Source organism: Paenibacillus antarcticus, assembly GCF_001637225.1.
In the GTDB taxonomy this organism is placed as follows: domain Bacteria; phylum Bacillota; class Bacilli; order Paenibacillales; family Paenibacillaceae; genus Paenibacillus_AQ; species Paenibacillus_AQ antarcticus.
Genome location: NZ_LVJI01000006.1, coordinates 153,991 through 176,533, shown reverse-complemented (window position 1 = coordinate 176,533; position 22,543 = coordinate 153,991). Strand labels below are relative to the sequence as shown.

The following is a 22,543-nucleotide window of genomic DNA, read 5'->3' as shown; positions in this document are numbered from 1 at the left end:
TGATTATAAAAATGGATACCAATAAGGTCCTAGACCCTTCACTCTTAACCACAGACCTAATCCAAACAACATTAGACTTGCACTTATCACGATCCAATCTAATGCGTTCATATCCTTGCCACTATACCATGAACGACGTTTTTGCGTCCCAAAGCCCCGAAGCTCCATGGCATTCGTGACGGAGTCAATGCGGTGTAGGGCAGATTGAAGCACAGGAACAACCACAGCTGCGAAATTACGAAATCGTTGTACTAACTTCCCATCTTCTTTCGTGATTCCCATCCCACGCGCTTGCATGGAGTTCAACGTATTTCGAAACTCTACCGTTAATTCAGGAATATAACGAAAGGCAATACTCACCGCGTAGGCGATTTTATAAGGGATACAGGGATACCTACTCTATTCAAGCTAGCAGCGAACTCACTCGGCTGTGTAGTGAAGATACACAACAACGTAATCGGTAGTAACGTCAAATATTTCGCTGACAACGTTAGTATATAAAAGAGTGTCTCCGCATTTATCGTGTTATACCCCAGTGGAATCATCGGAGTGTTCGTTCCCGTCAGTCGCGTACCGAAGGTCGGCGTAATCAATACAATAAATACGCTGTTCAGAACAGTAAAGATAATCATGACCCAGAACAACAATGCAATTTTTTTGAAAGGAATACCTGATGTAATAAGTAAGATCACGCCGACAGACAACATTACTCCGAACACACGTAAGTCTAAAAAAAGAAAGGTTAGGATGGTCCATACGGCGAACAAGCATAGCTTGACCGTCCCATCCAATCGATGAAAGAGGGAACTCCCCGGTTCATATAGGCTTCCCGTTCTATTCATGGCCTTTCTCCTTCTCGTAGTTGATAAAAGCATGAACCAAACGTTCAGGCTTCTCTAGGTCGTTTAATCGTGCAAACAAGGAGAGAGATGTCTCTTTCAAATGCGCTGCAGTTGTTACCTCATGCTGGCTTAGCACGGAGGCTACCGTGTCTTCTGCGATCACTTTGCCATCACTCAAGACCACGGCTCGCTGTGCGTACTCTAGGGCTAGATACATGTCATGGGTAATCAGGAGGAATGCCAATCCTTGTTCTGCCAGACCACGGATGAAATCCATAAATTCTTTATAATGATGGTAATCTTGTCCCGCTGTCGGTTCATCCAGTATCATAAGCTTAGGCTCTAGAATAAGAATGGAGGCAATACTAAGTCTCTTCTTCTGCCCATAACTAAGCGCGGATACTGGCCAATTACGAAACGGATATAACCCACATATTACCAGAACATGTTCTACACGTTCCTTAATCTCTTCTGCTGCCACACCTCTAACCTTCAATCCGAGACCCACTTCCTCGGCGATCATATGCTGTGTAATCATGTGGTTCGGATTCTGCATCACATAACCGATTTGCTCACCACGACGACGAATTGACCAAGAACTGATATCCTCTCCTGCATAGGTTATACGACCAGACTGAGGTTTCAAAATACCGGTAATTAATTGCGATAGTGTCGATTTGCCCGCACCATTATTACCGAGCAATGCCACAATTTCGCCTATACCAACATTCAGTGAGACATCTTTGATGATGGTCTTATCTTTGTCATAACCAAATACGACATGCTCCAATTCGAGTAAAGGCGTAGAGAGGGCAATACGTTTACTTTCACCAAGATCTCTTGTCCATACATCTAATTGGCCTTTCAATCCGGGAATATCGAGTTGCTGAGGTGCACTCAACCCCTTCACACCATCTAATGAAATCCCTGCATATTCCATGGCATCCGCATAGAGGGGTGGACGCAATCCATACTTTCGAAGTAATCCCGAGGAAAGAATGTCGTCCGGTGTACCTATCGCAGCAATCTCTCCTTGATTCATGAGCACAATACGATCAATCGCCTCTTGTAGGACATCCTCTACGCGATGTTCGATGATAATAATTGTTTTTCCACTCCGAACGTGAATATCATCAATAAGCTTCATGGCACGCTTACCACTAACCGGATCTAGATTCGCCAAAGGCTCATCAAATAGCAATACATCTGCATCTGTTGAGAGTACACCCGCAAGGGATACACTTTGTTTCTGTCCCCCAGACAGATCATAAGGGCTTTGTTCTATATTGTGGAGCATATCAACCATCGTCAGAGCCGATATCACTTGAGCTTTCATGTCTGGACGAGAAATAGCCTTATTCTCCATCACAAATGCAACGTCTTCACCAACCGTCAGACCCACGAACTGTGCGTCCTGATCTTGAAGAATCGTTCCGACGGTGTTGCTTAGTTCAAATATACTTAAATTCGCTGGATCACGATCGTTGATACTCAAACTTCCAGTGATTTCACCGCTATACGTAAAAGGAATTAGCCCATTGATACAATGGGCTAACGTTGACTTGCCAGAACCACTAGGTCCAGCAATCCATATTTTCTCACCAGGATAAATATCTAATGTGATATTCCTTAGTGTTGGTTCGTTCTGACTTTTATATCGGAAGCTATACTGTTGAAACGAGATGATGGGCTTCATGTAATTTCTCTACTCCTATTCATTCACACTTAAATTGCTAGCTTTCCGATTCCGTTTTGCATAACCAAGTACAGCAGGTATACCTAATATTAGAAATACAGCAATGTTAGAGACTGATGCTAACGAAACCTGAATAACTAGTTTATCTGAAGGTTCACCCATGAACGTGATATCAAACCACCAGGAAAAGAGTAGCGAAAAAATAATTCCAACGATACCGTATACTGCGAAAAATCCCACATGGTTCTTTTTAACAAGTCCGGCCGACGGATCGAATCCTTTGTACAGATAAATAAGACCCATGAACGCTCCCGTTAAAGCAGAACCAAGTGCCCATCCCCACCACACCATACCACTCATCAACAAGTCCGTTAAGACGTGTCCAATGAATCCCGCTGTAAATCCAACAATCGGACCAAACAACGCACCAAAAATAGCAAGTAATGCAATGGCAGGTCTTAGTGAAGTATCTGGACCAATAGGAACCCCAATAAAGCCTGTGGCCCCATATAGTGCGGCACAAATACCGATCGTTACCACTGTTCTTGTATTCAATTGAAAAAGAGATTTCTTCAAAAGTGTCACCTTCCTGTTTCTATTATAATTTCAAATACGAACGTTTTCCGTTATTTGTACTTTTAATATAAGGGGATTAGAACAGGAAGGCAAAACTTTTTTTGACAATTAAATGATTTTTTTAGCCGCAATTACGTTGATTTCACTGGGAATTTATGATTTCCAAGATAAATACCCTTATTTCATATAGGGAATAAGGGTATTTATCTCAATATATGCTTTTAATCATTTCAGTAAAATAAATACTATGCAAGCATCTCTTCGTTGTCTAGTTCACACGAACCAATCGACGCGTCGCACATAGCGCCGGTATATTCGCAGCTCCGATGCCAAACATCGCTGTGCGTAGCTCCAGCTCTACCCTCGCGAGGGCTGCATCGAGCGCCTCCTCGGATTGCACGGCCGGCCCTAGGAGGCTACGGCCAAATCCCGCGAGATTGGCGCCGAGCGCTAGTGCTTTCGCGGCATCCACGCCGCTATTCAGCCCGCCGCTTGCGATCAAGCCTCCGTACGGGGAAACCTCCCGCACCTCGGTTATACATTCCGCGGTGGGAATGCCCCACCCCGCGAAGGCTTCCGCTGCCGCGCGGCGAACCTCGTCTCGGCTGCGGAATTTCTCAACTTGGCTCCAAGAGGTGCCTCCGGCACCAGCCACGTCTATGAAAGCAACGCCCACGTCATATAACCTCGACGCGGTCTCACCATCAATACCCCAACCCACTTCCTTGATACCTACAGGTACATCAAGCTTACGGCATACTTCTTCAATTCGTGATAGTAATCCACTGAAGTTCGTATTGCCCTCTGGCTGAAAGACTTCTTGAAGTCCATTCAAGTGCAACACGAGCATGCTAGCACCAGCAATCTCAATAGCACGTAAGCAATCATCCGTTGTGAAGCCATAGTTCAACTGAACGGCCCCGAGATTGGCGATAATCGGTATACTTGGCGCCTTATCTCTAACATAGAAAGTGGATGCTAGTTCTTCTCGTTCCACCGCAGCACGAACAGAACCAACACCTAGCGCCCAACCCCGCCTTTCTGCCGCTTCCGCAAGACGCGAGTTAATGGCTCCTGTCGTTTTACTTCCACCCGTCATGGAGCTAATGAGTAGTGGCGTCCGCAATGACAACCCTATGAAGTCAGTATCCATGCTAATATCATCAAAGTTAGTCTCTGGCAGAGCACAATGCCGGAATCGATAATGCTCTAAACCCGTCGTTACGCCATTGCCGCCTACCTCCTCATCCAGACAAAGGCGTACATGCTCTATTTTACGTTCACCCGTTGGCACTTCTGGCATGAGCGATTCCCTCAATGTTCCAGTCGTATCCCTCTTATGTAGGAATAAGTTCTCTGCCGCACCCTGAGATTCCGTGCCCATCATTCATTTCCCCCTTAAAGTTTTGGAACAAAACTACATCGTAAGCATTCACCTTAAAGTTTTGGAACAAAACTTGCATCGTAAGCATTAACTTAAAGTTTTGGAACAACACTTGCATCGTAAGCGCCCACAGCACAACTCTTTTCGTAAATCCATTTATGTAAATGATATATATTATACCATATGCTCCGTGATATACTCGCCCACCAATCTCCCTGACAAGGTCACCATCGGGGTGCCTCCCCCTGGATGCGTTGTACCTCCAACATACCATAACCCTTCGATATCTTTGCTACGGTTGCTTGGACGAGAGAACGTTTGTCCTATCGAATTAGAAGAAATCCCATAGATTGATCCTTTATATGCTAGTGTATCCCTCGCAATATCCTCCGGTGTGTAGTATTTAAACACATCTCCCTGATCTAGACCCGATATACCATGTTGACTTAAGGTGGATAATACTGCATCACCGTATATCTTTTTTTCCGTTTCCCAATTCAAGTAACCACTTAATGATGGCGCATTGGCAAGAATAAACAAGTTACTTCCACCTTTCGGTGCCATCCCCTGTTCGGAGTAACCTGAATAGCACACATAAACGGTTGGATCTGCTGGTGTTAATCTTCGTTCAAATATGTCTCTAAATTCAGGTTCATATTTATGCGGGAAAAATACCGTATGATGCAATAACTTCGAATATTGCTGGCGCACGCCTGCTAAAGTAACAAATCCAGAAAGCGAAGATTCGTATTTCCCAATCCGACGATCTCGCATGGAAGGTCGATCTTGCTCTTGGATTAACATGCGATTCACACTAAGAACATCGCCATTTGCCACAACGATCGGTGCCTCATAGAATCCTTTATTGGTCTCCACACCAGTCGTTCTGCCATGAGCCACTACAATTTGTGTCACTTCCGTATCGGTCATGATACTCACACCAAGTTCTCTTGCTAATCGAGCCATAGCTTCTATCAAACGATACGTTCCACCCCGGACACCATATACGCCATTCTTTGCCTCTACGTGCCCTAACATCGCAAAAATAGAAGGGGCTTGATAGGGGGATGATCCAACATACGTCGCATATCTTCCAAACATAGCAAGCGTATTGGGATGACTGAAATACCGCTCGAGAAGTTTCTGTAGGGTTGTAAATGGACGTACTCGCCATAAGCTCCGTAACATCGGCAAATTGGCTTTATCTCGCCAAGAAAGAAGCAACTTGTTCATGAATTGTGCCTCTGCATGCTGATATAATAGACCTGCTTCCTTTATGTATGCGGCATAATGTAAGGCATCGGTAGGACTATACGTTGCGATCTGGTCTTCCATTCTTGAAACGTTACGAGATAAGTCAACCCTCGATCCATCAGCAAATATATTACGACTACGAGGCTCTAGTTCGTATAGTTCCACGTAATCTTCCATACAGGCTCCTACCTTATCAAAGACATCGCGAAAGACATTTGGCATCGTAATCGTACTTGGACCTCGATCGAATGTGTATCCCTCTTCTTGAATCTGCTGTAGTTTACCACCAAGGGTTGATTGCCGTTCGATTAACGTAACTCCCCATCCCCTCGCTGCCATTGTAATGGCACAGGAAAGACCCCCAAATCCAGATCCTACAATGATTACCTTCCGGTTCATCCATACCACCTCCCCTTCCATAGGTAACCCTTACCTGTGACACCCGATTTCCAAGAATTCAGAGCTATGGCAGATAAACAAAGTATACTGATCGGCAGACATAAACAGAGCCATTTCGATTGACCACTCGCCCTGTCCGTTACCCCCTTCACCAACATTCCTAGAAGCGTTACCCCGATTGCACCCATAACTAATATTCCATTTCCCATTCCCATAGAAATCAAAATAGCCATCAGTGGAAATACATAGAAAAGATTATAAAAAGACAGAACAGCTATTAGTAAAAAGCCATTACGACCGACGCCTTCATATATATTTTTGTGATACCCATTCCATACTTCACTCGCACTTTCATACATCCTCATCTCAGCATGCTCATGCACATCAGCTAACATGACTGTATGTCCCGCAACCTTTACTGCCCGAGCCAACTGCATATCGTCGAGTAGCCCATCCTTGATTCCCACATGTCCACCTGACGCCGCATAACTGGCATGATGAATGAGCATGAATGCACCATGCGCTGCAACAAACCTTGGGTCTTTTGAATAACGAATTAACGGAATGGGAAGATGACAACCAATGGTAAAAGCCATCATAGGCACGACTAATTTCTCTAACCAAGTCCCTGTCTTCTGAAAAGGAAACCCAGTAATTAATCCCTTACCTTGTAAGTAAGCCGTCTTCATAACATCATTTAGGGCATTGTTCTTCAACCGAACATCTGCATCTATAAACAACAACCATTCACCTTCAGCTTGTTGAGCCAATTGGTGACACGCAAAGGATTTCCCCATCCAGCCAGCAGGTAGTTCTTTTCCCTTGATAAGCTTTACTCTTCCATCAAGCTCTGACATCGCTCTGATCTTAGTCTCTGTGTCATCCGTAGAATGATCATCTAATATGAGGACCTCAACATCCATATTGAAAGTATCACATCTCAGAATAGATGATAAACACCCTTCAATATTATGAGATTCATTACGTGCGGGGATCAGAATGGATACTCTGGGCAGCATGCCGCTATCTGAATGGTCCTTCAGCGTTGATCCTATCGATTCCTTACTATTGTTATTTACCTGTCCGATTTTGGGCATTTTAGAAATATTCCATATGACGAACCCCAATTGGCAACCTACTGCAATAGCAATGATCTTCAGCATTAATGCCATCATTATAATCACCTTTTCCCCTACAACTATTCATGATCATATCTATTCACAAATCGTTAGCCCAAGGGCTGTTTTCCAAAAAACGTCCTAACCGCATCCCATTTCTCATTCGTAGATTTACCTACACGAAGCAAGCTCCGATATCCCTCTGGAATACCTTCTGGAGAAGTTATTACAGCTAAACGATGACCATCTAATTGATACTGGAGTCTCTCTTCTAGTAGTAAAGAAATCTCTCTACTATTCATATCGTTCCACTGAAGCTGCAGGGGTTTTCCCACAAGCATTGTGACATCAGGCTTAGAATGTTGGAATAACCCATGATATAGTGTGACCGGCACAACTGAAACCTCTGGATTCTGCCGTAACAATAGACCAACACCCGGTTGAAATGCCAGCGGTCTACTCTCCAAATGTTGAATACTCCCTTGTGGAAACATCCATGGTCTCTTACCTGATCTTAATAACTCGGATGTATATCTAAAGGAAGCCCGAATGTCCCCTGGGTCAGATCTATCAATAGAATATGCACCAACTTTTCGGAAGAAAGCGTACTTCTCCAATTGGCGTTGTTCCATCATCATATAATGGTCACCAATCGATGCCTTTTGAGTGGAGAAATACATAAACAGCCCATCCCACCATGAGCTATGATTCATGATATACAACAGATTTTTAGATTGACTAGACTCCGGATCTAACTCTCCATGAATATGAAATGATCTAAATTGCCTCCTAATCAGATACCACTCGTTATATCGAGAGAATAGCGCATTAAATCGAGTTGACTTCGTTGCGATAAGCATAACGATGACTCCCTTCAGCCATAATCATGCCAGTGACTGCGATGAGTCCAATGCCCAATAACCCTGCTTTCACGCCCATAAGTCCAAATAGGAGTAGTATCATTTGATATAGCCTAACAGCTCTTCTAGAAGTTTTAAGGTCAATCTTAAAAAGTGGAACACATAGAGACATCAGTGCACCAATGATGAACCAGCTTAAATAATTGCTCCAAGGCACGCCATAGAAACCACCTTGCTCAGCCCAAGTCCAGAAACTTCGATGGTATGCCACAGGATCTAGAACTAGATCCAATATGACTGTCCATAATCCTACCTTCAGTGCACGTACTAGCTTGCCATACCGCCCTATCGTAGGACTCATTAATGAAGCATTGTACACGACAGCAATCCAAGCAAATCCTAACGTAAACGGCACACCTAACAATCGGTATCCTAAGATGTCTGAATATTCATAAGTACCGAAAGGCCATCCCGTCTGAACACCTATCATTTCTATCCCGACGCCACTCAACCAGATTAACCCGATGGACAGATACAATCCGCCATGTTTCCAGTTCCTAAATAATCTATTGGCCGCAGGAGAATAAAAGTCGGCCTTCGTAGTGAGATGCACAGCATAGATTGCATATAGAATTAGAAATAGTCCATTGGAGAATTCCAGAGCATCTGGTACCCCAGTAAATAATAGAAGAATTGCTCCTATGGAGTACCATACCCAGAATATGATATTTACGATCATTGTATTGCAATCCCCCCTCCTACCGAGGGTTGCGTATACCTTGAATATATGTCTAGAAATAGTCCCATTTTTTCTTCATCTGAGACAAATGCTCTACGAGTAAATACGTCATAACCATTAGCTTCCACCGCATTTAAAATACGAACATAAAACGTAGCCGCTAATTCCACGGCCATACCACTTGTCTTAGGGTAACTCTCTATATCAGCAAGCCCTTGTTGAAACCAGCGTAGGGCTGAATTCTTCAATTCACGAATCAGTTCTATAAATGAACTATTCACTTCTCCACGATCCATTTGCCCTTCTGTGTACCCATGTTTATTCATTAAATCTAATGGGATGTATCGACGACCTCGCTTATGATCATCCCCAATATCACGAATAATATTGACAATCTGCATGCCCTTGCCCAAGGCGATCCCAGAAGCAATGATTTCAGCGCTACTTTCTTCTCTCAGAACAGGCAATAACATCTCCCCAACGGTTCCAGCCACTAGATAACAATACCGTTCCAATTGTTCCATTGTTGTATAATGTATAAATGACAGATCTGAACACTGTCCTTCCATTTGTCGTAGGAAAGGATCCTTATTCAAATCAGGATATTGTCTGAATAACCACCTTAATGCAGGCCAAATAAAATGCCCTTCTGCTGCATCTAGCAACAAGAAATGCTGACGTAATTCATGAATGGAGTATGGTGCCTTATCTGGTTCATCAACACTATCGTCAATGATGCGGCAGAAAGCATAAATGACGTTAACTGCTTCACGTCGAGGACTCGGCAGTCCACAAAATGCTTGATAAAAGGAGGAAGACCCCTCTTGAATCATGTCTTCGCATCTATCTAAATACTGTTCATTCATCATAAACTCATCTCCTTCATCAACTGATTCACAGCAAGTCTTGCTCCCTGCATAACAATAGGCACTCCTCCGCCCGGATGTACAGATGCTCCTGCTGTATATAATCCTTCAATGGAATAGGGTCTCGACTGTGGACGAAATACCCCTGATTGAGATAACGTTGGTGCAATACCAAAACTCCCTCCCCCGAACAATCCATCCTGTTCTGCATCTTGAGGCGTTCTAATTTTTTTCCACCGAATAGCTTCACGTAACCCTTGGAATCCTCGATCTTCTGCTTCTTGAAGTACCTTATCTACAAGACTCGGCACCTCTATATCCCAATCCACACCTTGGGCATCTGGAACAGGGATCAAAAAGTACATCACGCTATGCCCTGAAGGCGCCGCCTTCTCATCAAGCGCAACAGGATTGAACACATAGAAGGATGGTGAAGAGGCGATTTTTCTCTCCAGAAATATTTCTCGAAGACTCGTATTCAGACTCGGTGGCAAGAAAAATTGATGTGTCATACTTTCTTCCCAGCGTCTCTCAACCCCTAAGTACACCAGAACACAGCCCGAGGATGGACGAAAAACCTTTTTCTTTGCGGGTACTTCTGATCCCTCAATAAGTCCTTTTAAATGAGGGAATTCGCCATTATATATCACAGCATCAAATGACTCGATCTGACCGTTCACCTTAACTCCCGTGAATTTAGCATTCTTGACAATAATAGATTCCACTTCAGTATTTAGTTGGAAAGGAATCTTACGGGTAACTAATTCTTCCGACAATAACTCCGGAAGACTCCCGTATCCACCTTTCACCATCCATACACCGTACTTATGCTCTGCATAGGGTAGCAAACTATAAATTCCAGGCGTTTCAAACGGTGAACCGCCAATGTATAAACTTTGTAGTGAATAAGCATCCTTTAACTCTTCACTTCTGAAATATTGTCCGACTGCACCTCGGATACTTTTATGTGCTTGCATCTTAAGCATCAGATACATTAATTTAGGTGTGAAGAAATCCCTTTTACGTTGAAATCCCTTTTCAAGAAATCCCGCCTGACCGGCTGGATACATCGCGTCCAAATCAGCCATGAACCGCTTAAATCCACGTCCCTCACCAGGAAATATCGATTCGATCTCTGTTACCTGTGCCTGAGTATCTGCTCTCTTGGTCAATGCCTTTCCATCGTGATAGTGTATACGATATAGCGGGTCACAGCGCAGTAGTTCTAATCGATCTCTAGATATCCCCGCTTCCTCCAGAATGCTATGAATCATTTCAGGTAACAGCACAATTGTTGGACCTTGATCAATGCGGTATGGGCCTTCCTCTTCAAATACAATACGACCCCCAACCTTCGATGATCGTTCAAATACAGTGACATCAATCCCTTGTTTGTGAAGCAATAGAGCCGATGTTAATCCACCAATACCTCCCCCGATGATAGCAACTCTCGTCATACCGTTCTCCCCACTTTCGATTGTGGTATTCTGCTAGTCTGCTTCTTGCTCCCACGAGCATCTTCTTCCTCCAACAACCGAACACTAATCTGAGCTGATTCAATAATTGTAGGCAGTCCACTACCTGGATGTGTGCCTCCACCTACAAGCCATACCCCCTCTACTTCTTCGAATCGATTATGAGGTCGAAGTGTCATCATTTGACCTAAGTTATGAGAAAGATTAAAGGTTGCTCCCTTATATACATCTTGTTCATTCTGCCAATCTAGCGGTGTGAAAAAGAGGGATTCCTCTATCCTAGATGAGAGTCCTGACAAAGCAGGAATGCCCTCAAGTAACTTCATCATGCGGTCTTGAATATGCTCTCGATCCTTCTCCCAATCCAGACTAGCTGACAAATTCGGTACTGGCATCAAGGCATACAGTGAAGATTTACCTGGAGGAGCTAGCGTAGGGTCGATGACCGAAGGATTGTGTACATATAGTGAAGCATCATCAGATAATACTTTGTGTGTTGTCATATCATCGACATTGCTACGATAGTCATTCGCAAAATATACAGAATGATGAGGTAAATCAATCTCTCCCTCTACACCCATGTATAACATGGCAGTGGACAGGGAGTACTTTTTATTGTTCAGCTTCTCCGGTGTGTACTTCTTCAGCAAGCCCGGTTCAAATAATGTCGTCATGGCCATTCCGAAATCTGCATTAACGATGACATGATCAGCCTCAATACGCTCTCCATTCGCAAGTAAAACACCAACGGCTGTGCCATTCTTGGTTAGAACTTGTTTAACACCACAAGAGGTATGAATCACGCCCCCAAGTTCGGTAGTTACTTTCGCCATCGCTGTAAAGACCGCGTTAACTCCCCCAATAGGGTGAAATAAACCGAATTTATGTTCAATGAAAGACAATATCGTAAATGTCCCTGGACACTCCCATGGTGACATCCCTAAGTATTTGGCCTGAAAGGAAAAGGATGTACGTAATCGCTCATCCTTGAAATAACGCGAAAGCCGTCCATACACGGTGTCTGTTGCGTGGAGGTAAGGTAGCGCTCGTATAACATCCCTTTTCAAATAATCCTTTAGCGATTGAAAGGGACGGCGAAGTAAGGGCATAATTCTATCGAATTTGATGTCCTCTTCTGCCATGTAACGACGATAGCCCTCTTCATCACCAGGAAATAGCCGGGCAATTTGCGACGCAGTAGCCTCAACATCCTTAGATGGAGTAAATGCGAGGTCTCCAAAATGGAGACTGTATAACGTTTCTAATTCTTTCATCTCTACTTCCTTCTGAAGAGAGCGTCCTACGTCGGCAAATAATTGTTCCAAGATCTGCGGCATCATCAGAAATGTAGCACCACGGTCGAATCGGAACTCTCCCAATTGAAGTTGTCCAGATCTACCTCCGACCCTATCTTGCTTCTCAAATACCTGTACGTCATATCCCTTAGCAGCCAAAAGCATGGCAGCAGCAAGTCCACCAGGACCCGCCCCTACGACTGCCACTGTTTTTCTTTTCTTTCCTTGACTCACTTGTGGCTCACCTTTCTCCCTCGAAAAACATTATACAAATATAATACAAATACGATACAATTTTGTGAAGGGTTATGCACAAAAAACCATGTTGCTCTATTGCCGCAACATGGTTTTAATATTTTATCCTATTCATCTATACTTCATGCTAGTCGTCTTCTAATTAATAATTACACTATATTAATGTCTCCCATTAGCTCCAAAGTGACCACTTTGAATAAACCAATCTTGCCATTGCTCTGAAGGTTCCGTCATGACCCATTTCGGGTATGTCGTACTACCAGCATTCTCATACCCTTTGCCACCCAGCACAAAGATAAGGTTCGGGTAACGCTCAGTCATTTGAGTAACTAACGCATCACAATCAGGAACCTGCGTCACATTTGTAACCGCCATGCATACCATTTGGATATCCTGATCGGCAATAATCTGCATCACACCATCCATAGGTGTACTCGCACCTAGATATAGCACTTCCAGTCCATTTTTACGTAGAAATAATGAAAAGAGTAATAACCCCACATGGTGATATTCTCCTTCGGGACAGAATGATAGTGCTTTAGGTAGGTGCGTATTGATAGGAAATACGTGAAAAAATTGATAAAACCGCTGCGAGATTACGCCTGTCATATAATGCTCTTGGGCGACCGAAGCTTTACCTTCTTCCCATTCATCTCCCACTCTGACTAGTACAGGAACAAGTATATGGTGTAGCATCGCATCGTAACCATACATTGAGAATCCAAAGTCTATCAGCGCATTTGCCTGTTCACCTTGGAAATGAAACAACTTCTGAAAGATCTGATCTCTCATATTCTGATAGGCATCCGTCGTCGTACCTTGACCCAAATCCGAAACGTACTGTACACGACTCTTTTCTTCTTTCCGTGCCTTTAACATACGGACAGCTTGAGAGATATTAATATCGTGATCTTCCACCTGTTCTTTCAACCAACGTAAATCTTCAATATTCTCCTCACTATACACACGATAACCAGATTCTGTACGCATAGGGTCCACTGCTAAATACCGATTCTCCCATGCCCGAAGTGTAACACTTGGTATATTAAGCATTTCAGCAACTTTTTTTATAGAATACACAGCATACCCACACTCTTTCTTTTCTCATTCTGGGCTAATTCATACCTTCATCTGACTCAATATATACGGTCCGAACCTTATACAAATTTAGTACACTCATTATACATGATGGGTTAGATGTTGTCACTTCATCAAAATTTAGTAAACCACTCAAGAGATCCACGCTATATTCTGAACATGAAATTATGGTTCACTGCTTCAAAGGAAGTTTCAAACGTTAATAGTTATATATAAACACCGTTAGCTTGATTAGAGAGGAAGATCAACATGGGGTTACACTCCAAAGATGCGAACAATATTACACCGGGACAACCCCTTCAACTGGAACATACAGTCCCTAAGAAACGAAAACCTCGAACCATATGGATTGGCTCTACTCTAGGATTGTTAGTGTTATGGCTCATTGCTGTAATCATATACCAGACCCATAAACCTCTTCCCGAGGGAATCTCCTATGAAAGCCCCATATATCACGTGGATGATGTTCAGTTCTGGAAAGACATTACGTATGCCAAAGGTAAAGACCAAATGGGACATGATCAAGAGATTTTGCAAAGAATCCTTCAGATCGTAGAAGAATCAAGAGAATTTCTGGTCATTGACCTATTTCTTTTTAATAACTACACCCATGAAGGTGACTCTTTCCCAAAAGTTAGCCGTATGCTGGCTGATAAACTTATCGCTCATCAACAGCAATACCCTGATATGGATATTGTTTTTATTACAGATGAAGTGAATACCAATTATGGATCAGCACCCAATGAACTATTAGAAGACTTGAAGTCGGCGGGCATTCGAGTGATTATGACAGATGTAGACCCATTGCGAGACTCTACACCTATTTATTCGGCTTTCTGGCGTACATTTGTTCAATGGTTTGGACAATCCGGAACCGGATGGATTCCCAACCTCATGGCTGATCAAGGACCAAAGATTACACTTCGTTCTTACTTAGACTTACTTAATGTTAAAGCTAATCATCGAAAAGTAGTTGTTAGTGAGCATACCGCGCTCATATCCTCTGGAAACGTTCATGATGCGAGTGCATTCCATTCGAATATTGCCTTGGAAGTGCAAGGAGATATTATCCAAGACATATTAGCAACAGAACAAGCTGCAGCCAATATGTCAGATGGCGGTGAACTACCGAAATATCAACCAAGTGGCCAGACGACAACTCAAGGTCCCATTGGTGTCCGATACTTAACTGAAGGTAAGGTATACAAACATGTACTCCTTGAAATGGAGAAGGCAACGCAAGGAGATACCTTGTGGATGGGAATGTTCTATTTAGCCGATGAGAAAGTAATGAATGGCTTACTTGATGCAGCAAAGCGAGGCGTAGATGTAAGACTCATATTAGACCCCAACCAGAATGCATTCGGAAGTGATAAGATTGGCATTCCGAATCGTCCCGTTGCGGCTGAATTATACGAACGATCTGATCACGCCATTCAGATCAAGTGGTATAACACGACCAAAGAACAGTATCATCCAAAGCTATTGTACATTTCCAAGCCTTCGAACGACGCCATTATTATAGGTGGATCTACTAATTTCACCCCTCGTAATCTGGACGATTATAACTTGGAGAATGACCTTTGGGTATCTGTACCTCCAGAACAACCCTTAAATCTGGAGATGCAAGATTACTTTAATCGATTATGGTCCAATGAAGGTGCACCTTATACATTAAATCTAGATGCTTATCAAGAGAAGACCACATGGCTGAAAGATGTTTTATTTAGACTTCAGAAAATCCTTGGTCTCACCACATTCTAGTCATTTCTTTACGAGTAAGTATAAAAGATAAAGAGCGTCCGCTAAAAATAAGCAGACGCTCTTTATTCTTTATAATAGGGGTGCCATTAATCTTGCAGCAGATTCCATGAAACGTTCCCATAGCTTCTTATTCTTTAATTGATCTAAAGTAACAAGGTTCGTTGATAATAGGTCCCGTTCGAAGTCTGTCACCATCTTCTGCACACTAGCTGTCTTAACAAGAAGCGCATTGACCTCAAAGTTAAGATTCAAGCTACGCATATCCATATTCGCCGTCCCAATCGTCGCTACTTCACCATCTACGATCAATAGTTTGGAATGAATAAACCCCTTCTCATACTCATAGATCTTCGCACCTGCTTCCAACAGCGATGGGAAATAGGAATGAGATGCATAGAATGGAAGCTTCTTATCTGGCTTAGCAGGGAATAGAATTCTTACATCCATCCCTGACATAGCAGCAACTCTTAACGCAGTTAATAAATCATCATTGGGAATGAAATATGGCGTCGCAAGCCATACACTTTTCTTCGCCGAAGTAATCATAGAGAAGAAGATATTCCGTAATACGCGTCTCTCATTGTCGGGACCGCTCGCAATCATCTGAACGGCACCGTCACCGCCACTCGTCAGAGTAGGTGAGAAATACTCTTGTTCAAGGAATTTCTCACCCGTCATATGCAACCAATCCTGCAAGAAAATCATCTGTAGCGTTCGTACAGCTTCTCCTCTAACTAACATGTGTGTATCCCGCCAGTAGCCATACGTCTTACTTCGGCTCAAATACTCATCGCCCACGTTCAGTCCACCGATAAAACCTACATCTCCATCAATAACTACAATCTTACGATGATTACGAAAATTCACACGACTGGAAAAGAAATTGGTCTTAACGCTACCGAACGCAACCAATTTCACACCCGCATCAACCATTTCTTTCAGAAATGATTTAGATATCTGAATACTCCCTACCGCATCATACATAAATCTGACCTTAACGCCCGATTTGGCCTTATTGATTAGAATTTGTTGAATCCGTGTACCGATATCATCTGCTCTAAAGATGTAATATTCCATATGAATATGATGTTCGGCGTTCTCGAGTTCAAGAATCAGGTTGGAGAAGGTCTGCTCTCCATTCGTAAGAATCGTTGTTTCTGTATTTAATGAAATTGGTGTACGTGCTAGCTTCTGGGATAATTTCAACATTTGTTGTTGACGAGGTGTAAACTGCGAAAGATCCTGATGGAAACGTAATTCTTCTTTCTCAAATCTTTCATACACCTCCATATCACGCAGTGCCTTTTTATCGTACTTCCGGCGATTGAAATAGTTCTGTCCGAATAGGAAGTAAAAAATCAACCCTACGATAGGAACTAATGCAAGCAAGAGTATCCAAGATAACGTTGTAGATGGATTCCGGTTCTCCATAAAAATAATAAAGCATAGTGAAATGACCGTTAGTGTAGAGAATATACTTACAATCGTTCCCGCTGTTTTCCCTACAACACCGAACCCAAAATAATAAAATGCAAACACAATAGCTGAAATTAATACTATCTGTAATCCTCGTCTCATATATTCCCTCACTTTTAATCTACTCAATGTATTCTATAAGCACTGTAACAATACTATTGTACATGATTCATCCTAATCCTCCTATTCACTTCTTCAAAATTTATTATCCTATTTCAAAATGACGTACATGAAATGTTATACTGAAACTTTAAGTCGTTTGCAGAAAGCGCTAATGTTTCCATAGCCCGATTCGCTTAGGTCTTGAATTCATCATCACAACAATATAAGGGGTAGAAGGAGTGTCATCATGAATCGACAATGGCTTTATGTATTTATTGGAGGAATTATTGAAGTGGTATGGGTATCTGGATTAAAACATTCAAATACAATTGCAGAATGGGTGGGAACAACTCTTGCTATTGCAGTCAGCTTTTTCCTTATTATTATGGCTTCCAAACAATTACCTATCGGGACGGTCTACGCTGTATTTACTGGATTAGGCACGGGTGGAACGGTTATTGCGGAAATGCTATTCTTCGATGAACCTTTTCTATTGTCCAAGGTACTACTTATTCTGTTACTCCTATCTGGTGTCATAGGTCTGAAGTTAATTACGGATAAAGATATGACACCTTCGAAGGAGGCGAATATCTAATGGCTTGGATTGCAGTTATTCTCGCAGGTTTATGTGAAGTATTCGGCGTCATCGGCATTAAGGGTATCGCAGATCGTAAAGGTCCCAAGGCATATATCCTTATGTCCATCTCCTTTGTAGGTAGCTTCTCATTGCTTTCTTATGCCATGACATCTCTCTCTATGGGTACGGCATATGCTGTATGGACAGGTATTGGAACCGTAGGTAGTGCCATCGTCGGTATGACGATGTATAACGAACCTAAGGAATTCAAACGGATTGTGTTTATTTCGATGATTCTTGCTGCGGCAATCGGATTGAAACTGATCTCATAATGGGTCGTCCTCCCTCTGGTTAAAGGCACAAAGTTGTAACCCATTTGAATTTGTAATATAATCTGACTATCAAGTCAATCATAGAACTCGGAAGTTCTAGAAAGGAGTGTGCACACATTGGCTGATAAGTCAGCGGACAAGAAAACCTACATTTTGAAGACTGCCTTGCAACTATTCTCTACTCAAGGTATTTCCTCAACTTCTATGCAAGAAATTGCTGAAGTATGTGAAATGTCTAAGGGAAGTTTATATCTACATTTTAAATCTAAAGATGAGCTGGAAGAAAGTATTTACTTATACTGTTTCCATCTCATTCGCGACAGTATTATGCAGGTAGAACAAGACAGTCTTCTTTCCCCTAAAGAGCAACTACATAAACAAGTGGAGGTTCTTCTAAGTCATCTGATTGAGTTACGTGAATTTGTGAAGAAGCAGTTTATTGATGGTTCGGGCCCAAGTAAAAAGCATACTTGTATGCGCGATGAGCAATTCAAAATGCTTCACTGGTTTAAAGTTAAACTTGAATCGATCTATGGTTCTGAAGTAGAACCGTACACGATTGACCTCATCTTATTTTTCGGTGGCATACTAGCCTCCTATTTAAGAATGTTGTTTATTCCTGGCCTCCCTATAAACATCCAAAAAATGTCAAAACAATTCATATCCCTACTCGATGACATCACCCAAAGTATGATCTCCAAGTCTTCCGAACCACTCATTACTTCTGATGTATGGGGTCAATGGATTAATGAATTTAAAGATCAATCCAACGTTCAAAGGCATCCTCTTCAGATAACCAAAGAAATAAAAGACTACCTCAAGACAAACTCGATTGATAAGAATACGTACAAAGATGCTCTTGAATCCATACATATTCTGGAGAAAGAAATTGTAGATATTCAACCTCGAAGAGTTATTTTGATCGGTATGATCGCTAATTTACTACCAATATCAGAACTACAAGTCTTAACTGATGAACTCAAGGAGATTATTTCACTATATTCGATAACTCAGTAAATAACTTAGTGAAATCCTATTTATCCTGTGTAACCCAAGAAGTATAGAGAGAGGAGCAGAACCATACTTATGAAGAGCATTATTAACTTCTCATTAAACAATAAATTCGCTATCTGGATACTTACGATTATTATTACTGCTGCAGGACTATTTGCCGGAGTATCCATGAAACAAGAAACCATGCCTAATATCAGTATTCCGTTTCTAAATGTAGTTGCTGTCTATCCTGGTGCAGCTCCCGAAGGTGTTGTTCAAGATGTAACTATTCCCCTTGAACAACGTTTACGCAATGTCGATGGCGTCAAGACGGTGACTTCCACTTCTATGGAGAATGCCGCTTCGATTGCTATGGAATTCGATTACGGCACAGACTTGGACCAAGCCACTGCTGCTGTTCGAGAAGCCTTAAATGAAGTTACTTTACCAAAAGATGCACAAAAACCAACGATCTCTAAATTTAGTCTAAGTTCTTTCCCTGTCATTTCTCTAAGTGCTTCAAACAATCAAGCGAAAGACTTAGAAGAATTAACAAAAGTTATCGAGAATCAAGTTAAACCTGAAATCGAGAAGCTTGCAGGTGTTGCCTCCGTAAGTATCTCGGGACAATATGTTAAAGAAGTTCAATTAAAATTTAATACGTCAAAAATGGCGGAGTTAGGCCTAAACGTAGATACCGTTAAAGGAATCGTTCAAGGTTCCTCCTTACGTGTACCGCTAGGACTATTTAATTTAGAAGAATCCGAAAAAGCCGTTGTAGTCGATGGGAATATTATTGAACTCGACGATCTGAAGAACATAGCCATTCCTGTAATTCCGAACGCGGCTACCGGAGCGCAAAATGCTCCAACAGGAAATGTAAATGCTCCAACAGGTGGCGCGCCTACGGGTATTCCTACAGTTAAACTTAGCGAAATTGCCGATATTCATGTTATTGGTAAAGCGGAGTCCATCTCTCGTACCAATGGTCTTGAATCCATCGGGATTTCAATTGTGAAAGACAACGATGCAAATACAGTCGATGTCGTTAATGCCGTTAAAGACAAAATGGCAGATTTGAAAAAAAGCTACTCTGGTCTTGAGTTAATTACTCTGCTCGATCAAGGTGAGCCTATCGAAGACTCTGTAAATACCATGCTTAGTAAAGCTGTATTTGGAGCATTATTCGCTGTCATCATTATTCTAATCTTCCTTCGTAATATTCGATCAACGATTATTTCGATTATTTCAATCCCATTGTCACTTTTAGCAGCCGTTCTCATCCTTTGGCAGTTAGATATTACACTGAATATGATGACATTAGGTGCAATGACAGTAGCCATTGGACGGGTCATAGATGACTCCATTGTCGTCATTGAGAATATTTATAGACGATTAACCGATAGTGACGAGCCGCTACGTGGTCGTGAACTCGTTCGCGAAGCAACTCGTGAAATGTTCGTTCCTATCATGTCATCTACGATCGTAACCATTGCAGTATTTCTACCTCTTGCCTTTGTAAGTGGTATGGTTGGCGAACTATTCCTACCTTTCGCATTAACGATGGTATTTGCTCTCTTGGCTTCACTTGTGATTGCCATTACGATTGTACCTATGCTTGCACATACACTCTTCAAAAAGGGAATTAACAAGAAGAGACACACAGGCAAAGAAGAAATTGGCAGTCTCGCTAGAGGGTATCAACGTATTCTTAACTGGTGTCTCTCCCATAAAGCCATTACCTTCGGTGGAGCTATTCTCCTTCTTGTAGGTAGTCTAATGTTGTATCCTTTGATTGGCACTAGCTTCATGCCGGATCAAAAAGATAAATACACCATGGTGACCTACTCACCTAAACCAGGAGAGCAACTTGCCGCAGTCGAGAAACTCTCTCTGGAAGCTGAGAAGCTCATTCTTGCACAACCAGACGTAGAGAAAATGCAATATTCCATTGGAGGTAGTAATCCTATGGGTGGTGCTAGTGCATCCAACTCAGGTCTATTCTACATTGGATACAAATCCGACACGAAAAATTTCGAGGATGTCCAGAAACAACTCGTTGAAGATCTACACAAACAAGTTCCTGAAGGTGAATGGGCTTCTCTAGACATGACTGGCGGAATGGGTGGAAGTGGCTTAAGTGTTAGTGTATTCGGTGATAGCTTAGAGGATATTAAACCTATATCCGATGAGATTCTTAAGCTAGTTCAAGAAGATACCAAGCACTTCGATAAAGCGAAGACAAGTCTTTCTACTTCATATGATCAATACACCATTGTAGCTGATCAAGAGAAGTTAAGTTCACTAGGTCTTACGGCTGGACAGATTGCCATGAAGTTAAGTCCAGTACGTGAACGTCCAGTTCTAACTGAAATTGAAGTCGATAACAAAACCTATAAAGTGTACATCGAAGCAGACAGTACTGTTTATAAGAGTATTAATGAGATTGCAAATGAGAAGATTATGTCCCCTCTTGGGATAGAAGTTGCCATTAAAGATGTAGCCAAAGTGGAAAAAGGAACTTCTCCGAACTCCATTACACGTACAGACGGTAAGATGGTCGTATCCATTTCAGCCAATATTATAACAGCTGATGTGGGTAAAGCTTCGACAAACTTAGAAGAACAAATCAAATCAATCGAAAAGCCTGACGGTATTGAAATTAAATTCGGCGGTGCGACAGAACAAATTAATGATACATTCACACAACTTGGTCTTGCGATGTTAGCTGCCATTGCGGTTGTATACTTTGTTCTCGTGGTAACCTTCGGTGGAGGTCTTGCACCGTTTGCAATTCTCTTCTCCTTACCTTTCACAATCATTGGTGCCCTTGTTGGACTACTAATTGCGAAAGAACCACTCAATGTGTCCTCACTCATGGGTGCTTTGATGCTTATTGGGATCGTTGTAACGAATGCAATTGTACTTATTCACCGCGTTATACACAAAGAAGAAGAAGGTTTGTCTACACGCGAGGCATTACTTGAAGCAGGAGCAACTCGCCTTCGTCCAATCTTAATGACTGCACTTGCAACTATTGGTGCATTGCTACCACTCGTGACTGGATTAGAAGATAGTGCTGGAATCATTTCACGTGGTCTTGGGATTACCGTCATTGGTGGTCTGATCAGTTCCACATTGCTAACACTGGTTATCGTACCGGTTGTGTATGAGTTCTTGATGAAATTTAAAAAACCTAAATTACAGGACTAAGACAACCATCATAAAAAAGGACGTATTCTCTTCCCCTAATGGGATGTAGGATACGTCCTTTTTTTATAAAATATAAGATACTATCAGTTTCACTTGATACGCTATTCCTTATATTTCCGCTGAAACGGGTGGCGTCCTTGGGCAGGGCTAGCTCAGCAATTTCTACTTGTTTGGTTAGTTCAACGTGCTTATCCTTAGGTAATATGCGATAATTTATGACAATTAGAAT

Annotated in this window: 19 protein-coding genes; 5 read left to right on the top strand and 14 right to left on the bottom strand. The window is 42.2% G+C overall.

Going from position 1 to position 22,543, the window contains the following annotated elements; translation table 11 throughout:
- Positions 1-3 precede the first annotated feature (3 nt).
- From PBAT_RS26195 to PBAT_RS05410, 13 genes are all read right to left on the bottom strand, one after another.
- The gene (locus tag PBAT_RS26195; protein ID WP_276326525.1) at positions 4-360 is read right to left on the bottom strand and encodes an energy-coupling factor transporter transmembrane component T; all 357 of its coding nucleotides are present in this window, start codon (positions 358-360) and stop codon (positions 4-6) included.
- Entirely contained in the window at positions 357-842 is a 486-nt protein-coding gene (locus tag PBAT_RS26190) for an energy-coupling factor transporter transmembrane component T family protein (RefSeq protein ID WP_276326524.1), read from the bottom strand. Before PBAT_RS26190 ends, PBAT_RS26195 begins: the two co-directional genes overlap by 4 nt.
- Positions 835-2,538 (bottom strand): ABC transporter ATP-binding protein, encoded by a 1,704-nt coding sequence (locus PBAT_RS05460; RefSeq protein ID WP_068647300.1) that lies wholly within the window; start codon positions 2,536-2,538, stop codon positions 835-837. The genes PBAT_RS26190 and PBAT_RS05460 overlap by 8 nt, the downstream gene beginning before the upstream one ends.
- 15 nt (positions 2,539-2,553) lie before the next feature.
- Positions 2,554-3,114: an ECF-type riboflavin transporter substrate-binding protein gene (locus PBAT_RS05455; protein ID WP_068647298.1), complete on the bottom strand. Its 561-nt coding sequence runs from the start codon at positions 3,112-3,114 to the stop codon at positions 2,554-2,556.
- Positions 3,115-3,382: 268 nt separating this feature from the next.
- Positions 3,383-4,417, bottom strand: coding sequence for a type 2 isopentenyl-diphosphate Delta-isomerase (fni, locus tag PBAT_RS05450; protein ID WP_246168771.1), 1,035 nt, complete (start codon positions 4,415-4,417; stop codon positions 3,383-3,385).
- A gap of 255 nt (positions 4,418-4,672) precedes the next feature.
- A complete protein-coding gene (locus PBAT_RS05445; protein WP_188016994.1) occupies positions 4,673-6,151 on the bottom strand; it encodes a phytoene desaturase family protein in 1,479 nt (492 codons plus the stop codon).
- Complete coding sequence (locus PBAT_RS05440) at positions 6,148-7,326, bottom strand: glycosyltransferase family 2 protein (RefSeq protein WP_246168352.1); 1,179 nt, start codon at positions 7,324-7,326, stop codon at positions 6,148-6,150. Before PBAT_RS05440 ends, PBAT_RS05445 begins: the two co-directional genes overlap by 4 nt.
- 53 nt (positions 7,327-7,379) lie before the next feature.
- On the bottom strand, positions 7,380-8,129 hold the full coding sequence (locus PBAT_RS05435) for a lysophospholipid acyltransferase family protein (protein WP_068647289.1): 750 nt from the start codon (positions 8,127-8,129) through the stop codon (positions 7,380-7,382).
- Positions 8,098-8,868, bottom strand: a complete 771-nt coding sequence (locus PBAT_RS05430; protein WP_084402841.1) for a carotenoid biosynthesis protein — start codon at positions 8,866-8,868, stop codon at positions 8,098-8,100. Before PBAT_RS05430 ends, PBAT_RS05435 begins: the two co-directional genes overlap by 32 nt.
- Entirely contained in the window at positions 8,865-9,737 is an 873-nt protein-coding gene (locus tag PBAT_RS05425) for a phytoene/squalene synthase family protein (protein ID WP_246168346.1), read from the bottom strand. Before PBAT_RS05425 ends, PBAT_RS05430 begins: the two co-directional genes overlap by 4 nt.
- On the bottom strand, positions 9,734-11,191 hold the full coding sequence (locus PBAT_RS05420) for a phytoene desaturase family protein (RefSeq protein WP_068647288.1): 1,458 nt from the start codon (positions 11,189-11,191) through the stop codon (positions 9,734-9,736). Before PBAT_RS05420 ends, PBAT_RS05425 begins: the two co-directional genes overlap by 4 nt.
- Complete coding sequence (locus PBAT_RS05415) at positions 11,188-12,738, bottom strand: phytoene desaturase family protein (protein WP_068647286.1); 1,551 nt, start codon at positions 12,736-12,738, stop codon at positions 11,188-11,190. The genes PBAT_RS05420 and PBAT_RS05415 overlap by 4 nt, the downstream gene beginning before the upstream one ends.
- 180 nt (positions 12,739-12,918) lie before the next feature.
- Positions 12,919-13,839: a MerR family transcriptional regulator gene (locus tag PBAT_RS05410; RefSeq protein WP_068647284.1), complete on the bottom strand. Its 921-nt coding sequence runs from the start codon at positions 13,837-13,839 to the stop codon at positions 12,919-12,921.
- Positions 13,840-14,106: 267 nt separating this feature from the next.
- Here PBAT_RS05410 and PBAT_RS05405 point away from each other — a divergent pair, with 267 nt between their 5' ends.
- Positions 14,107-15,621, top strand: coding sequence for a phospholipase D family protein (locus tag PBAT_RS05405; RefSeq protein ID WP_149466279.1), 1,515 nt, complete (start codon positions 14,107-14,109; stop codon positions 15,619-15,621).
- A 69-nt stretch (positions 15,622-15,690) separates the two neighbouring features.
- Here the strand turns inward: PBAT_RS05405 and cls are convergent, their stop codons facing one another.
- The gene (cls, locus tag PBAT_RS05400) at positions 15,691-17,199 is read right to left on the bottom strand and encodes a cardiolipin synthase (RefSeq protein WP_068647282.1); all 1,509 of its coding nucleotides are present in this window, start codon (positions 17,197-17,199) and stop codon (positions 15,691-15,693) included.
- Positions 17,200-17,446: 247 nt separating this feature from the next.
- On the opposite strand from cls, the gene PBAT_RS05395 reads away from it, so the two are divergent.
- From PBAT_RS05395 to PBAT_RS05380, 4 genes are all read left to right on the top strand, one after another.
- Positions 17,447-17,794: a DMT family transporter gene (locus tag PBAT_RS05395; protein ID WP_068647280.1), complete on the top strand. Its 348-nt coding sequence runs from the start codon at positions 17,447-17,449 to the stop codon at positions 17,792-17,794.
- Positions 17,794-18,108, top strand: coding sequence for a DMT family transporter (locus PBAT_RS05390; RefSeq protein ID WP_068647279.1), 315 nt, complete (start codon positions 17,794-17,796; stop codon positions 18,106-18,108). The genes PBAT_RS05395 and PBAT_RS05390 overlap by 1 nt, the downstream gene beginning before the upstream one ends.
- Before the next feature lie 117 nt (positions 18,109-18,225).
- On the top strand, positions 18,226-19,125 hold the full coding sequence (locus PBAT_RS05385) for a TetR/AcrR family transcriptional regulator (protein WP_068647276.1): 900 nt from the start codon (positions 18,226-18,228) through the stop codon (positions 19,123-19,125).
- 69 nt (positions 19,126-19,194) lie between these two features.
- Positions 19,195-22,314, top strand: coding sequence for an efflux RND transporter permease subunit (locus tag PBAT_RS05380; RefSeq protein WP_068647274.1), 3,120 nt, complete (start codon positions 19,195-19,197; stop codon positions 22,312-22,314).
- The last annotated feature ends 229 nt before the right edge of the window (positions 22,315-22,543 follow it).

Bases quoted from the DNA above. Each gene is read 5' to 3' on its own strand.
- PBAT_RS05390 (WP_068647279.1), top strand. From the start codon at position 17,794: ATGGCTTGGATTGCAGTTATTCTCGCAGGTTTATGTGAAGTATTCGGC.
- PBAT_RS05425 (WP_246168346.1), bottom strand. From the start codon at position 9,737: ATGATGAATGAACAGTATTTAGATAGATGCGAAGACATGATTCAAGAG.
- fni (WP_246168771.1), bottom strand. From the start codon at position 4,417: ATGCCAGAAGTGCCAACGGGTGAACGTAAAATAGAGCATGTACGCCTT.
- cls (WP_068647282.1), bottom strand. From the start codon at position 17,199: ATGAGACGAGGATTACAGATAGTATTAATTTCAGCTATTGTGTTTGCA.
- PBAT_RS05405 (WP_149466279.1), top strand. From the start codon at position 14,107: ATGGGGTTACACTCCAAAGATGCGAACAATATTACACCGGGACAACCC.
- PBAT_RS05445 (WP_188016994.1), bottom strand. From the start codon at position 6,151: ATGAACCGGAAGGTAATCATTGTAGGATCTGGATTTGGGGGTCTTTCC.
- PBAT_RS05440 (WP_246168352.1), bottom strand. From the start codon at position 7,326: ATGATGGCATTAATGCTGAAGATCATTGCTATTGCAGTAGGTTGCCAA.
- PBAT_RS05460 (WP_068647300.1), bottom strand. From the start codon at position 2,538: ATGAAGCCCATCATCTCGTTTCAACAGTATAGCTTCCGATATAAAAGT.
- PBAT_RS26190 (WP_276326524.1), bottom strand. From the start codon at position 842: ATGAATAGAACGGGAAGCCTATATGAACCGGGGAGTTCCCTCTTTCAT.
- PBAT_RS05430 (WP_084402841.1), bottom strand. From the start codon at position 8,868: ATGATCGTAAATATCATATTCTGGGTATGGTACTCCATAGGAGCAATT.
- PBAT_RS05420 (WP_068647288.1), bottom strand. From the start codon at position 11,191: ATGACGAGAGTTGCTATCATCGGGGGAGGTATTGGTGGATTAACATCG.
- PBAT_RS05395 (WP_068647280.1), top strand. From the start codon at position 17,447: ATGAATCGACAATGGCTTTATGTATTTATTGGAGGAATTATTGAAGTG.
- PBAT_RS05435 (WP_068647289.1), bottom strand. From the start codon at position 8,129: ATGCTTATCGCAACGAAGTCAACTCGATTTAATGCGCTATTCTCTCGA.
- PBAT_RS05380 (WP_068647274.1), top strand. From the start codon at position 19,195: ATGAAGAGCATTATTAACTTCTCATTAAACAATAAATTCGCTATCTGG.